This window comes from Pseudomonas sp. LBUM1672 (assembly GCF_059695655.1).
In genome coordinates, this window is sequence record NZ_CP166781.1 from 2,210,362 (window position 1) to 2,224,375 (window position 14,014).

Sequence of the window (14,014 nt, forward strand, 5' to 3'; positions counted from 1 at the left end):
ACAAGGTGTTGCGCCTTGGATTGGCCGCCAATGCTAGACTCGCCCCTATTGTCTTCACGAGGTTATTCCCCCATGAGCGAGCCGATTCGTCTGACTCAATACAGCCACGGCGCAGGCTGTGGCTGCAAGATTTCGCCGCAGGTGCTGGAGGTGATTCTGGCCGGCAGCGGGGCGCAGAATCTGGACCCCAAACTCTGGGTCGGCAACGCTTCGCGCGATGACGCGGCGGTGTATGCGATCGACGACGAACGCGGCGTGGTCTCGACCACCGACTTCTTTATGCCGATCGTCGATGACCCGTTCGATTTCGGCCGCATCGCCGCCACCAATGCCATCAGCGATATCTACGCCATGGGCGGTGATCCGTTGATGGCGATTGCGATCCTCGGCTGGCCGGTGAATGTGCTGGCGCCGGAGATTGCCCGGGAAGTGATTCGCGGCGGTCGCTCGGTGTGTGACGAGGCGGGTATTCCGTTGGCCGGTGGGCATTCCATCGACGCGCCGGAGCCTATTTTCGGCCTGGCGGTGACCGGGCTTGTGCAAAAACGCCACATGAAGCGCAACGACACCGCCACCGCCGGCTGCCTGCTCTATCTGACCAAACCGCTGGGCATCGGGATCCTCACCACCGCCGAGAAAAAGGGCAAGTTGCGCACGGCCGACATCGGCCTGGCCCGCGACTGGATGTGCACCCTGAATAAACCCGGCAGCCGCTTCGGCAAGCTCGACGGCGTAACCGCGATGACCGACGTCACCGGTTTCGGTTTATTGGGGCACCTGGTGGAAATGGCCGACGGCAGCAACGTCACCGCGCGCATCGAATACAACCGTGTGCCGCGTCTGCCGGGTGTCGAGTATTACCTCGATCAGGGCTGCGTACCGGGCGGCACCTTGCGTAATTTCGACAGCTACGCCAGCAAGGTCGGGCGCGTGCAGGAACTGCATAAACGGGTGCTGTGCGATCCGCAGACCAGCGGTGGCCTGCTGGTTGCGGTCACGCCGGAAGGCAACGAACAGTTCCTCAAAGTGGCCAGCGAACTGGGCCTGTCCCTTGAGCCGATCGGTGAGCTGGTTGAGCGACAGACCAACGCGGTCGAGGTGTATTGATGTCAATCGACTTCACCGATTACCGCGACATCTTCCTCAACGACCGGCCGATGATGGATGCCCGCGCGCCGGTCGAATTCCACAAGGGTGCATTCCCCGGTGTGGTCAATCTGCCGCTGATGAATGACCACGAGCGGCAGCGGATCGGCACCTGCTACAAACAACACGGCCAGCAAGCGGCGATCACCCTGGGGCATCAACTGGTGTCCGGCGAGATCAAGGCCGAACGCATCCAGGCCTGGGCCGAATTTGCCCGGGCGCATCCTGAGGGTTATCTGTATTGTTTTCGCGGCGGCTTGCGTTCGCAGATCGTCCAGCAGTGGCTCAAGGACGAGGCCGGCATCGACTATCCACGCGTCGGTGGCGGCTACAAGGCGATGCGCAGCTTCCTGCTGGACACGATCGATCAAGCCGTTGCCCAGTGCGATTTCGTGTTGCTGGGCGGCATGACCGGCACCGGCAAGACCGAGGTGCTCACGCAGCTGCGCAACGGCCTGGACCTTGAAGGTCACGCCAATCATCGCGGTTCCAGCTTCGGCAAACGTGCCACCGGCCAACCCTCCAATATCGACTTTGAAAACCGCCTGGCGGTGGACGTGCTGAAGAAGCGCGCCCATGGCATCGAGCAGTTTGTGCTGGAAGACGAAAGCCGCGCGATCGGAAGCTGCGCGTTGCCGTTGCCGCTGTTTCAAGGCATGCAGCAGTTCCCGATGGTCTGGCTGGAAGACAGTCTGCAAGGGCGGGTCGAACGGATCTTGCGCGATTACGTCGTGGACCTGTGTGCCGAATTCATCAGCGTGCATGGCGATGAGGGTTTTGCGCTGTTTTCCGAGCGTCTGCTGGAGAGCCTGAACAACGTGCAGAAGCGTCTGGGCGGTGAACGGCACCGGCGGATGTTGACCCTGATGGAAGACGCGCTGGCGGAGCAGGCGAACAGCGGAGCGGTGGATTTGCACCGGGGCTGGATCGAAGGGTTGCTGCGTGAATATTACGATCCGATGTATGCGTTTCAGCGGGAGAAGAAGGGCGCGCGGATTGAGTTTGTCGGGGAGAAGGGCGCGGTTCTTGAGTACCTGCGCGAGCGTGCTATCCAGCGAGGATAACGTTGTTTTTGCCGGCCTCATCGCGGGCAAGCCCGCTCCCACAGGGTTTGTGTTCACCACGGATCCCTGTGGGAGCGGGCTTGCCCGCGATGAGGCCCAAACAGGCGCTATAAACTTTAATGCCGGGAAGGGGCCCGACAGCTTAAGTCGGACACGTCTCCCGCCCATTATCCAGCCCTTGCTTGTAGCTATGGCTCTGCAGACTCGCCTTGCCGTTGTGCCACGTCAGCGTAAGCACAAACAGCGAGTCGTAGTCGCTGGATTCCCAGTCTTCAGTGATCTTCTGTTTCTTGCCGACCGCGTCGCCCGCGACCTTGTTGATCAGCTCGGGCAGGTAACCGTGGGACCAGGCCGTGTAGATGACCGAGTTGTGATACTTGTCGTGGAGTAGTTCGTCCGCCAGGTCGCTGGTGTCGTTGGCCGAAAAGTTGATGTTCACTGGCAAGCCGAGCTTGATCGCGCTGGGGCTGATGGTCATCAGCGGGCGGATGTAGCTGTAGGAATTATCGAGTTCGCCTTCCTCGACATTGCGGGTCGGGTTGGCGGCAAAGACATAATTGGCCTTGCCGAATTTTTCCGGCAGCAAGGTGGCCAGGTCGATGGCACGGTTCAGGCCCTGGCAATTGAGCTGGCCCAGGCCGCCTTCGGGTTTTTCCGCGTGACGCAGGAACACCAGGGTCTGGGTGCCGTCTGCCGGTTGGGCGCGGCTCTCGCTGGACTCCAGGGAAAGGAACAACGCGCTCACCGCCAGCAGGGAGGGCAGGACGACATACGCACGTTGCTTGAAGCGATTGACAAATTTCAAAAGGTTCATCATTTGAATAGGTGATCTTCAGCTTATTCGGTTAAGGCTGACAAACCTTTACACCACGAGCTCCCAGCATCGGGTGTTTTCCATGTCGTTGTGCCGGTCCGTTTCCGAAAGGGCAGTTCTCAGAGTCCTCTGAAGCCCATTTGGTTCGATTCCGGCGAGTGCGCCGCAATGTACCGGTAACCTTGCATGGGTTGGAGCAGAGGTTATCGACAGGATGTTGCGGATTTATGGACACGGTACACGTAGAGGCGCCGAAGAAAGACTGCAATGTTTTGATCTTGTTCATCAGCAAGATTGATACGAAAAAAGCCGGCTCCTCCATTATGATCAGCGCTACTTTTCCCTGTGGATGCTCCCATGACCGATCTGTCCGCGTTCCCGATTACCCACAAATGGCCGGCTCAATACCCAGACTGGATCCAGCTGTACTCCTTGCCGACCCCCAACGGCGTCAAGGTGTCGATCATGCTCGAAGAGATCGGTCTGCCTTACGAGCCCCATCGCGTGGGCTTCGACACCAACGATCAAATGTCCCCTGCGTTTCTGTCGCTGAACCCCAACAACAAGATCCCGGCGATCCTCGACCCCCACGGTCCCGATGACAAACCCCTGCCGTTGTTCGAATCCGGCGCGATCCTGATTTACCTCGCCGACAAGAGCGGCCAGTTGCTGGCGCAGGAATCGGCGGCGCGTTACGAGACGATCCAGTGGTTGATGTTCCAGATGGGCGGCATCGGGCCGATGTTCGGCCAACTCGGTTTCTTCAACAAATTCGCCGGCAAAGATTACGAAGACAAGCGTCCGCGTGACCGTTACGTCGACGAAAGCAAGCGCCTGCTCAAAGTGCTGGATGGCCGTCTGGAAGGACGCGACTGGATCATGGGCGAACGCTACACCATCGCCGACATCGCGACCTTTCCGTGGGTGCGCAACCTGATCGGCTTCTATGAAGCTGGCGATCTGGTGGGCATCAAGGATTTCCCCAATGTCACACGCGTACTGGAGCGTTTCCTGGCGCGGCCGGCGGTGATCCGCGGGTTGGAAATTCCCAAGTAAACCTCTTCGACTTTCTCAAGACCAAGGCAGGCAATGAGCTCATTCGATTTCAAGCAAGTGGATGTCTTCAGCCGGGTTGCGCTCAAGGGCAATCCGTTGGCGGTGGTGTTCGGTGCAGACAGGCTCAGCGATGAACGCATGGCGGCGTTCGCGACCTGGACCAACCTCAGCGAAACCACGTTCATCCTCGAACCGCGCGACCCTCGCGCCGACTATCGGGTACGGATCTTCACCACCCTGAACGAGTTGCCGTTTGCCGGTCACCCGACGCTCGGCACCTGCCACGCATGGCTTGAAGCCGGTGGCGTGCCCAAGGGCGACGAGATCATTCAGGAGTGCGGCGTCGGTCTGGTGCGGGTCCGCAGGCAAGGCGCGGAGCTGGCCTTTCTTGCGCCGCCACTGATCAGGACCGGGCCGGTGGACGCCGACGTGGTCGAGCGCGTGCGCCGTGGGCTGCGGTTGGAGCCGGGTGCGATTGTCCGGGCTCAGTGGGTCGATAACGGAGCCGGCTGGTTGGCGGTGATGGTCGAGGATCGCCGGCAGGTACTGGATTTGCAGCCGGATCATTCACAAATGCTGGGCCTGGCCGTCGGTGTGATCGCGCCGTGGCACCCCGAGCGCGATGGCGATGACGCGCATTTTGAAGTGCGCGCCTTCATCTCCGGCGACGGCATGCCGGAAGACCCGGCGACCGGAAGCCTGAACGCCGGGATTGCGCAGTGGTTGCTTGCTGAAGGGCTGGCGCCGCCGGCTTACGTGGTCAGCCAGGGCCTGACCATGGGCCGCGCCGGGCGCATTCAGGTGGAGCAGGTGGGGGATGAGATCTGGATTGGCGGGTCTGTGGTGACCTGCATAAGCGGCACCCTGAGACTTTAATCGGAAGTAATGCCCCCTGTAGCAGCTGTCGAGCACCGCGAGGCAGCGTTCGGCTGCGTAGCAGCCGTAGAACCTGCAAAGGCGTTCTGCCTGACAGACCGCCGACGCAGCCTCGCGCTGCTCGACAGCTGCTACGAAGGTTTGTGTTGCAGGAGATTATTGCCGGTCTGGTAACGGTGTGTTCTGTGCTTGAGGTTTGTACCCCGCGCCTCGCAGGGCATAAGCTTCGCCTCCTATGACTTTCGTCTCGTCCTCGGTTTTTCAGGAACCCCTCATGTCCAGTCAGTTCCCCGAAGCACGTCCACGCCGTTTGCGCCGCAATGCGAGCCTGCGCAGCCTGTTCCAGGAAACCGAGTTCAGCCTGAACGACCTGGTGCTGCCGATTTTCGTCGAGGAAGAAATCGATGATTTCGTGCCGATCAAAAGCATGCCGGGCGTGATGCGCGTTCCGGAGTCGAAACTGGCTGGCGAGATCGAGCGCTATGCCCGGGCCGGGATCAAGTCGGTGATGACGTTCGGCGTGTCCCATCAACTGGACAGCAGCGGCAGTGATACCTGGAGCGACAACGGCCTGGTGTCGCGCATGTCGCGTATTGCCAAGGATGCGGTGCCGGAGATGATCGTGATGTCCGACACCTGCTTTTGCGAATACACCGATCACGGCCATTGTGGCGTGATGCACAACCACGAAGTCGACAACGACCAGACCCTGATCAACCTCGGCAAACAAGCCGTGGCGGCAGCCCGGGCGGGGGCTGATGTGATTGCTCCGTCAGCGGCCATGGACGGGCAGGTCCAGGCCATTCGCCGGGCACTCGACGCAGCCGGTTTCACCCAGACTGCGATCATGGCCTATTCGACCAAGTTCGCGTCCGCGCTTTACGGCCCGTTCCGCGAAGCCGGCGGCAGCGCGCTCAAAGGCGACCGCAAAAGCTACCAGATGAACCCGATGAACCGCCGCGAAGCGGTGCGCGAGTCGCTGATGGACGAGCAGGAAGGCGCCGATGCGTTGATGGTCAAGCCGGCCGGCGCGTACCTGGACATCATCCGCGACATCCGCGAGGTATCGCGTTTGCCGCTGTCGGCGTATCAGGTCAGCGGCGAGTACGCGATGATCAAATTCGCCGCGCAGGCCGGGGCGATTGATGAGGAGCGCGTGGTGCGTGAAAGCCTTGGCGCGATCAAGCGGGCGGGGGCGGACCTGATCTTCACCTACTTCGCGATGGACCTGGCGCTGGCCGGGATCTAAACCCCACCATCTATCCCCCTGTGGGAGCGGGCTTTTGTGGTGGTGGGGCTTTTGTGGCGAGGGGATTTATCCCCGTTGGGTTGCGAAGCAGCCCCAAATCGAACACTGCGGTGTATCAGACACACCGCAAACAATGGTTTTACGACTGCTTCGCAGCCGAACGGGGATAAATCCCCTCGCCACAAAAGCCTGGTCTCACATTTGGACTGTACTGAATCAGAGCGAACCAAAAAACGGCCGGATCCCGTGCTCCTTGAAATACCGCTCAATCACCTTGGGATCGGCCGAGTTGTCGGCAATCGCCACATAGGTATCCGGCCGCAGCAGGTAAAACCCGTTACGCCCCAACCCCGCCGCTTCAAACGCCGGCCGCCAGTCGAACACGTGCAACGGCAGGTGATGCTCGTGGCACCAGGCGATCATTTCGTCGCTGGTGTCGCCATACACATGCACTTGCCAGGTCGGGTTCTTCAGCGTTTCGAAATTGTCTCCCTCGCCGTCGTGCGCCCAGGGCAGGCGATCGCCTCCATGAACATGGCCGGAGACACCCGCGCTCAACGCTGTCCCACGATAGTTCAGGGTGATCTGTGAGACCGTGCGAAACAGAAACTCGCGAGACGTCTCGAACGAGGCCATTTTCGGGATCAGGAACGGTGCCAGACGGGTGCGCAGCAAATCGGCCATGCGCCCTTCGGCGGTGACGAAGGTGAACACGCGGTCGGTGGTGGCCACCAGTTTTCGGGCAAAAGCGATGCGTTCGGTTTCGTAGGTGTCGAGCAGCGTGGCCTTGGCGCCGCCGCTCAAGACGGCCGCCAGTTTCCAGGCCAGGTTGATGGCATCGCCGATCCCGGTGTTCATGCCTTGGCCGCCCGCCGGGCTGTGGACGTGCGCGGCGTCGCCCAATAGAAAGGCGCGACCGTTGCGAAAGTGATCCGCCACGCGGTGATGCACCCGGTAGGTCGAGAACCAGTTCACCTGATCAATCTGCACTTTCATATGCTCGATGGCCCGGCTGCTGACGTCTTTAAACTGCAGGGTTTCCGCCCGGTCGGCGCGCTCATCGCGCACGGTGCCGATCAAGCGGGCGCGGCCTTCACCGGCTAACGGAAACACCGCGAGAAAGTCCGCTTCATCGAGGTCCAGGTGCAGTTCGCCGTTGAACGTCGGCCCGCGAGCCTGGACGTCGGCCACATAGAAAATCTGCTGGTAAGTGCCGCCTGGAAAACCGGTGTCCAGGGTTTTGCGCACGATTGACCGGGCGCCGTCGCAACCCGCCAGATAACACGCCTGGCAGATTTCCTGCTGGCCATCGGGCAAGCGCAATCTTGCGCTGATGCCATCGCCGGTTTCTTCAAAATTTTCCAGTTCGGTGTTGCGCTCGACCTTGATGCCGAACCCTTCGAGGCGTTCAATCAGCAACTGTTCGTGTTCGTCCTGAGGGAACATCTCGAGAAACGCGTAAGGCGTCAGCCCCTCGCCGATACCGGTCAATGGCAGGCGCGCCACGGGCTCGCCCTTGACCCAGAAATTCGCCGCGTCCACTCGATGACCTTTCTGTACCACGGCATTGCTGAGGTCGAGCTGGCGATAAAGCTCCAGCGTCCGCGCCTGGACCGCCAGCGCCCGCGACGTGGTGCCGGGGGCCGACGTCTTGTCGATAATCCGTACCCGAATTCCCAGTTTGCTCAGCCACAGCGCCAGTACCAGCCCGGTCGGGCCAGCGCCGACGATCAGTACGTCACTACGGTTCATGAGCCTGTCCTCCTCGGTGTGTGGCTCCAGTATGGTCTAGCACGGGCATATGAAAAGGCCGGCCGCCCAACGGAAAAAGGCCCCGCAACCGTGAAGTGGCGGGGAGATGCCGGGCAAGGGGAACGGGGCGTTGCGGCAGGAGTCATAGCCTGCGCCATGCCTTTGGTCGTATGGTTAACCCGGTTCAGCAGCGTTGATGGAGCACCATGCAAGCCAATCGATTGATCATGAGCGTCGCTGCATTGCTGGTGTTGGCCGGTTGCGGCACCCAGCGCACTCAGGAGTTGCCGGCCCGAAAACCCGCCGAGGTCAAGGCCGAGATCGTGCGCCTGCTGCCGGCCAAAACCGTCGACCGCCAAGGCTGGGCCACGGACATCTACGCTGCTTTCGCCGCGCAGAACATCTACCCGTCCACGCAAAACCTGTGTTCGGTACTCGCGGTCACCGAGCAAGAGTCGACCTTCCAGGTCGACCCACCCGTGCCGGGCCTGGGCAAGATCGCCCGCGAAGAGATCGACCGTCGTGCCGCCAAAGTGCATATCCCCAGCCTGCTGGTCAGCGGTGCACTGCAGGTCAGTTCATCCAACGGTAAAAGCTACAGCGACCGACTGAATGCGGCGCGCAGTGAAAAGGAACTCAGCGCGATTTTCGATGACTTCATCGGCATTGTGCCCATGGGGCGCACCTTGTTTGCAGGGCTCAACCCGGTGCACACCGGTGGGCCGATGCAGGTCAGCATCGACTTCGCCGAGCAGCAGGCGCGGGATTATCCGTATCCGGTGGAAGGCTCGATCCGTCGTGAAGTGTTCAGTCGTCGCGGCGGCATGTACTTTGGCATCGCCCATTTGCTCGGGTACCCCGTGAGCTACAAGCAACCGCTGTATCGCTTCGCCGATTTCAATGCAGGCTGGTACGCCAGCCGCAATGCGGCGTTTCAGAACGCGGTGAGTCGTGCGTCCGGAATCCCTTTGGCGCTGGATGGGGACCTGGTGCGTTACGACGCGATCATGCCGGGCACTACGGAGTTGGCGGTGCGTACGCTGGGCAAGCAACTGGGCATGCGTAACACGACCATTCGGGATCAATTGGAGGAGGGCAAAAGCCTCCAGTTCGAGGACACCCAGCTCTATACGCGTGTGTTTGACCTGGCCGAGAAAGCTGAAGGTCGACGGTTGCCTCGGGCGGTGTTGCCGGGGATCGTGCTGCAAAGCCCGAAAATCACCCGCAAACTCACGACAGCGTGGTTTGCCAAGCGGGTCGATGAGCGTTATCAGCGATGCATGACGCGGGCGGGCAAGTGATCGGTCGCAAAAAACAGGCGTAAAAAACCCGGCTGATAAGGCCGGGTTTTTCGTCGAGTACTGCGGTAAAACCAATCATTTATGCAGCGCGGCTTTCGATCAGGCGGTCAGAGCCACCTTCAGCGACGCGGTTTTCGATCAGACGGTCGGAACCACCTTCAGCGACGCGGTTTTCGATCAGACGATCCGAGCCACCTTCAGCGACGCGGTTTTCGATCAGACGATCCGAACCACCTTCAGCGACGCGGTTTTCGATCAGACGATCCGAACCACCTTCAGCGACGCGGTTTTCGATCAGACGATCCGAACCACCTTCAGCGACGCGGTTTTCGATCAGACGATCCGAACCACCTTCAGCCACACGGCTTTCAATCAGACGATCCGAGCCGCCTTCAGCGACAACCGGGTGAGCAGAAGAAGCGGCGAAAGCGTTAACTGCGAAAACCGAGAAAGCGATGCTGAGAAGGATTTGGCGTTTCATGATGGTGTGCTCCGGGGTGTAGTTGTTTGGTATGGAGCCGATCTTACGCTGCGGATTTTTTATGAGAACTTCATTGAGGTGATGGTGAACATCGACGGCAATGATAGGTCGCGCGATACCCCCTCGTGGGCGTGATGGTTCAGTCGTCGGATGGTCGCGATTGGATTGAGCGGCGCTTCTACACTGGATAGCTGGCGCGTGCCCTTGCCCTTGAGGAGTCGATCATGAATGCCAGTGCCTATGTTCCCGCCCACACCGGCCTGCTGCTGGTGGATCCTTACAACGACTTCCTCAGCGAAGGCGGCAAACTGCATGGCCGCGCTCAACCGGTGGCCGACAGCGTCGGCACGCTGGCCAACCTGAAGACCGTGGTGGCGGCCGCTCGCAAGGCCGGAATCCAGATTTTCTATGTTCCGCATCACCGCGCCGAACCTGATGAACTGGCGCGATGGAAACACCCGAGTCCCTATCAACAAGGTGCCAGCCGCGCGCAGGTATTTGCCGCCGGAACCTGGGGCGGTGAGTGGCATCCAGACTTTCAGCCCAAGGCCGGTGACGTGATCGTCAAGGAACACTGGGGCGGCAGTGGTTTTGCCAACACCGATCTGGACTACCTGCTTAAACAACACGGGATCGACAAGGTCGTGGTGGTGGGGATGCTCGCCAATACGTGCATCGAAAGCACCGCCAGATTCGCCGCTGAACTGGGCTATCACGTGACGCTGGTGCGCGACGCCACTGCCGCTTTCAGTACCGAGGCCATGCACGCCGCCCATGAGATCAACGGGCCGACCTATGCCCACTCGATTGTCACGACGGCGGAGTTGATCGCGGCGCTCGCCTGATCGCGGTCAGATGACTTTCACTGCCCGTCCGATGAACTGGATCGGTCCGGTGGGCTTGCCGATCGGAGAGCCCTGCGGATTTTCCAGCGTCAGTTCGAACAGCTGGTTGGGTTGCAGCGGCGGCAATTTGTCGAGCGGGATGGACAGCGTCTGTCCCGGCTTGACCAACCCCAGTGACACCGGTCCTTGCCAGCCATCGGCCTTGGTCCAGAACTCGAGCGCCTTGTCGGCCGGGACCTCGACGATGCCCAGCGGAATCAGCTGGATTTCCCGCGGGTTGCTGGCCTGGATCACCCAGCCCGGTGCCTTGTCCTGGGGGCCGACCAACACCACCAGGTAAGTCGGCTTGACGGTGGTCTGCGTCAGCATCAATGCGCCGAGCAGCAACGTGGCAGCCAGACCTGCACCGGCGAGCCCGCGCCAGAGCGGCAACAGATTCCACCAGGATGAAGACTGAGCCGCGACAGGCGAAGTCGGCCGATTCACGTTATTCACGCTGCGCTCGATACGCTGCCAAAGGTGGGGTGACGGCGGGTGAGGCGCGGCCAGATCGGTCAGGCCGAGCAGTCGACGTTCCCAGGCGTCCACGGCAGCCCGTAACTCAGGTTCGTCGCGCAGGCGCTGCCGGACCTGAGTGCGAAGCTCTGCCGACAGTGTGCCCAACACATATTCGCTGGCCAGTTCATCGAGTTCTTCCGGGGTTTCATTCGTTGGTTTGCTGATCATCCCATGCACTCCCGCAATGCCGTCAGGCTCCGCTTGATCCAGGCTTTGACGGTGCCCAGCGGGGTGCCGAGTTTGTGTGAGATTTCAGCGTGAGAATACCCGTCGACGTAGGCATGCAGGATACAGACGCGCCTTGCAGGGTCCAGTTGTTCCAGGCAGTGATGAATGCGCCCCGAATGAGCCTCGGCATCGAGTGTTGCGGTGTCCTCCACCTCATCGAAATCGCTTTGAATCTCGCGGCTGTTGTCACGGATGAAGTTCAGTGCCAGATGCCGCGTCAAACTGAACATCCAGCCCCGCGCCGAGCCTCGCGCCGGATCGAACTGCGCGGCGCCATTCCATATCTTGATGAAGGCGTCGTGGACGATGTCTTCCGCCAGCGCAGTGTCACGCACCAGGCGTTTGGCAACGCCCAGCAGGCGCTGACTCTCCTGCACATACAAATCACGCAGGGCCTGACGTTCACCGCGGGCGCAGGCGGCGAGGTGGGCTTCGTAATCGAAAAGAGTTTCGGGCAAGGACACTGTATTCAGCCGTCAATAATGGGTCGCAGCCCCGGGCCACAGGACCGGGGCCAGTGTTGAGCAGCGTAGACCAATTTTCCGCAGGCCTTGTTTCAGTTGGCCGCCCAGAAAATGTAATCCGCCTGGTACTTCACCACTTCTTGCTTGCCCTTGTTGGCGGTCGAACATTCAGTGCTCGGGGCCACGCCACCTTTGAGGGCGACGCGCTGGATGTAGCTGACGCCGGTCATCGCACCTTTGCCTTCAGCCGGATTGGCCTTGACCAGTTGGTAGGGCAGGTTGCCCGGACTCGAAGGCGCGACAGCCAACTGGGTGCCGGTGACTTTCGAGCCATCTTTCGCCTGCCAGGTAGCTGGCGGCCCGAAATAGGTGCCGATCTGTTTGCCGCTGCGATCATTGAGTACCGCTTTGGGACCGACAAACAACCATTCGGTCTGGCCGGCAGGATTGATCTTGCATTCGTAAGTAATCTCGCCGACACCGGTGGTTTCGAGGGCGACCTTGTGCCCGTCCGGGACCTTGATGCTGTCGGGCACGCCTGGCTGGGCGTAGGCCATGGAACCTGCGACGAACAAACCGGCAAGGCAAATCAGCTGTCTGGCGTTCATGAATAGCGCTCCGTAAATGAGTAATCTGCTCGGCAACCTCAGGGCTGCTACAGGTACTACCCATCGGAAAGCGATTTGGATGCAGTGGTATAAAAAGAAATTTTCCAGCATGGTCAGTATCAGATGCTACAACGAGACAATCTTGAAGGGGGGTGCTTATGTATCAGCTCTACGGACACCAGAACTCCGGCGCCGCCGCGATAGAAGCCGCCCTCGAGCTCTGTGAAATCCCTTATCGCTTCATCGACGTCGAGTCGTCTGCAGAGGCCGCCAAAGCCCTGGAGAAACTCAACCCGCTCAAGCAGATTCCCACCTTGCAACTGCCCGACGGCAGCATTCTCACCGAGAGCGCGGCGATCCTGATTCATCTGGCGCTGGCGTTTCCCGAGTCGAACCTGCTGTCAAAAACCCCCGCCGAGCGGGATCAGGCCATTCGCGGCCTGGTGTACATCGTCAGCAATTGCTACGCGGCCATCGGCATCATCGATTACCCCGAGCGCTGGCTGATCGAGGCGAATCAATCGGCCATGGAAAACCTCATGACCGGCGCCCGTCGACGGTTGCACTGGAGTTGGGAGGTATTTGCCGATCAGTTCTCGGGCGAGTTGTACCTGGACGACGAGACGCCGGGCGCACTGGATGTGCTGGCGGCGGTAGTGACGCGGTGGGCGGGCAGTCGCGAGCATCTGCGCAATGCCCGACCCGGTTTTTATGCCTGGCTGACACGCATCGACCGCCATCCCACGCTGGCCCCCGTCTTCGCCCGCCACTGGCCAACCTGAAAACACCACCAACCCAATGTGGGAGCGACCTGTGGAGAGGGGATTTATCCCCGTTGGGTCGCGAAGCGGCCCCAAAACCTGCAGCCGCCGTCATTCAGGTAAACCACTTGCATAGGTTTTACGACTGCTTCGCAGCCGAACGGGGATAAATCCCCTCGCCACAGTTCGCTCCCACAGGGATATGTGGTGTGTTGGAATCACTCGCCGCGAATGTACTGCTCCAACTGGCGAATCAATTCAGCCTGTTCGGCGATGGCTTCCTTGACCAGGTCGCCGATTGACAGCAAGCCGATCAACTTGCCGTTTTCCACCACTGGCAGGTGGCGCAGGCGTCTGTCGGACATGATGCCCAGGCAGGTATCGACGGTTTGATGGGTGTCCACGGTGATCACCGGCGACACCATAATGTCGCGAACCGGCGTGCCCACTGAAGAACGGCCATGCAGCACCAGTTTGCGCGCGTAGTCACGCTCGCTGATGATGCCCAACACTTCGTCATTTTCCACCACCAGCAAGGCGCCGACGTTCTTTTCGGCCATCTTCATCAGGGCTTCCAGCACCATGTGATCGGGTTTGATCTGGTGCACTTCCTGATTTTTCTGATCTTTCAACTTGAGCAGTTGGGCGACGGTTTTCATGATGGCTTCTCAGGTGTTGTCGTTGTTCTTGAAGAATCGTAGACCCGAGCGCAGAGGGCAAGGCGGAAAGCGGCAGATAACGCGCAAAAAACGCCATTCAGCGGTTTTTATTCGGAAAACCTGAAGTTTTTCCCTAATCCATGAGCTCCACT

15 protein-coding genes are annotated in these 14,014 nt (G+C 60.3%); 8 read left to right on the plus strand and 7 right to left on the minus strand.

Annotation, left to right across the window (positions count from 1 at the left end):
* The first annotated feature begins 72 nt into the window (after positions 1–72).
* Positions 73–1,107, plus strand: a complete 1,035-nt coding sequence (gene selD / locus ACA053_RS10040; protein ID WP_497316923.1) for a selenide, water dikinase SelD — start codon at positions 73–75, stop codon at positions 1,105–1,107.
* Positions 1,107–2,210, plus strand: a complete 1,104-nt coding sequence (mnmH, locus tag ACA053_RS10045; RefSeq protein WP_497395272.1) for a tRNA 2-selenouridine(34) synthase MnmH — start codon at positions 1,107–1,109, stop codon at positions 2,208–2,210. The genes selD and mnmH overlap by 1 nt, the downstream gene beginning before the upstream one ends.
* Before the next feature lie 142 nt (positions 2,211–2,352).
* On the opposite strand, the gene ACA053_RS10050 is transcribed toward mnmH, so the two are convergent.
* Entirely contained in the window at positions 2,353–3,027 is a 675-nt protein-coding gene (locus tag ACA053_RS10050) for a histidine phosphatase family protein (RefSeq protein ID WP_497395274.1), read from the minus strand.
* A gap of 354 nt (positions 3,028–3,381) precedes the next feature.
* Here ACA053_RS10050 and ACA053_RS10055 point away from each other — a divergent pair, with 354 nt between their 5' ends.
* From ACA053_RS10055 to hemB, 3 genes are all read left to right on the plus strand, one after another.
* Positions 3,382–4,080: a glutathione binding-like protein gene (locus ACA053_RS10055; RefSeq protein ID WP_497395276.1), complete on the plus strand. Its 699-nt coding sequence runs from the start codon at positions 3,382–3,384 to the stop codon at positions 4,078–4,080.
* Positions 4,081–4,113: 33 nt separating this feature from the next.
* Positions 4,114–4,956, plus strand: coding sequence for a PhzF family phenazine biosynthesis protein (locus ACA053_RS10060; protein WP_497395278.1), 843 nt, complete (start codon positions 4,114–4,116; stop codon positions 4,954–4,956).
* A 274-nt stretch (positions 4,957–5,230) separates the two neighbouring features.
* Positions 5,231–6,205: a porphobilinogen synthase gene (gene hemB / locus ACA053_RS10065; RefSeq protein WP_497395280.1), complete on the plus strand. Its 975-nt coding sequence runs from the start codon at positions 5,231–5,233 to the stop codon at positions 6,203–6,205.
* 216 nt (positions 6,206–6,421) lie between these two features.
* On the opposite strand, the gene ACA053_RS10070 is transcribed toward hemB, so the two are convergent.
* Positions 6,422–7,957 carry an FAD-dependent oxidoreductase gene (locus tag ACA053_RS10070; protein WP_497395282.1) on the minus strand — a complete coding sequence of 512 codons (1,536 nt, stop codon included), beginning with the start codon at positions 7,955–7,957 and terminating at the stop codon, positions 6,422–6,424.
* Positions 7,958–8,163: 206 nt separating this feature from the next.
* Between ACA053_RS10070 and ACA053_RS10075 the strand changes: the two genes are divergently transcribed.
* The gene (locus ACA053_RS10075) at positions 8,164–9,258 is read left to right on the plus strand and encodes a DUF1615 domain-containing protein (protein WP_497395284.1); all 1,095 of its coding nucleotides are present in this window, start codon (positions 8,164–8,166) and stop codon (positions 9,256–9,258) included.
* Positions 9,259–9,337: 79 nt separating this feature from the next.
* On the opposite strand, the gene ACA053_RS10080 is transcribed toward ACA053_RS10075, so the two are convergent.
* Entirely contained in the window at positions 9,338–9,739 is a 402-nt protein-coding gene (locus tag ACA053_RS10080) for a hypothetical protein (protein ID WP_083377053.1), read from the minus strand.
* Positions 9,740–9,963: 224 nt separating this feature from the next.
* Between ACA053_RS10080 and ACA053_RS10085 the strand changes: the two genes are divergently transcribed.
* Positions 9,964–10,584: a cysteine hydrolase family protein gene (locus tag ACA053_RS10085; RefSeq protein WP_497395286.1), complete on the plus strand. Its 621-nt coding sequence runs from the start codon at positions 9,964–9,966 to the stop codon at positions 10,582–10,584.
* A 6-nt stretch (positions 10,585–10,590) separates the two neighbouring features.
* Here the strand turns inward: ACA053_RS10085 and ACA053_RS10090 are convergent, their stop codons facing one another.
* From ACA053_RS10090 to ACA053_RS10100, 3 genes are all read right to left on the minus strand, one after another.
* Positions 10,591–11,310 (minus strand): anti-sigma factor, encoded by a 720-nt coding sequence (locus tag ACA053_RS10090; RefSeq protein ID WP_109629203.1) that lies wholly within the window; start codon positions 11,308–11,310, stop codon positions 10,591–10,593.
* Entirely contained in the window at positions 11,307–11,828 is a 522-nt protein-coding gene (locus ACA053_RS10095; protein WP_497316939.1) for a sigma-70 family RNA polymerase sigma factor, read from the minus strand. Before ACA053_RS10095 ends, ACA053_RS10090 begins: the two co-directional genes overlap by 4 nt.
* 98 nt (positions 11,829–11,926) lie before the next feature.
* Complete coding sequence (locus tag ACA053_RS10100) at positions 11,927–12,442, minus strand: DUF3455 domain-containing protein (RefSeq protein ID WP_109629207.1); 516 nt, start codon at positions 12,440–12,442, stop codon at positions 11,927–11,929.
* Positions 12,443–12,600: 158 nt separating this feature from the next.
* Here ACA053_RS10100 and ACA053_RS10105 point away from each other — a divergent pair, with 158 nt between their 5' ends.
* Positions 12,601–13,224, plus strand: coding sequence for a glutathione S-transferase (locus tag ACA053_RS10105; protein WP_497316943.1), 624 nt, complete (start codon positions 12,601–12,603; stop codon positions 13,222–13,224).
* A 197-nt stretch (positions 13,225–13,421) separates the two neighbouring features.
* Here ACA053_RS10105 and ACA053_RS10110 read toward each other — a convergent pair whose 3' ends face one another.
* On the minus strand, positions 13,422–13,862 hold the full coding sequence (locus tag ACA053_RS10110; protein ID WP_007944798.1) for a CBS domain-containing protein: 441 nt from the start codon (positions 13,860–13,862) through the stop codon (positions 13,422–13,424).
* Positions 13,863–14,014 lie beyond the last annotated feature (152 nt).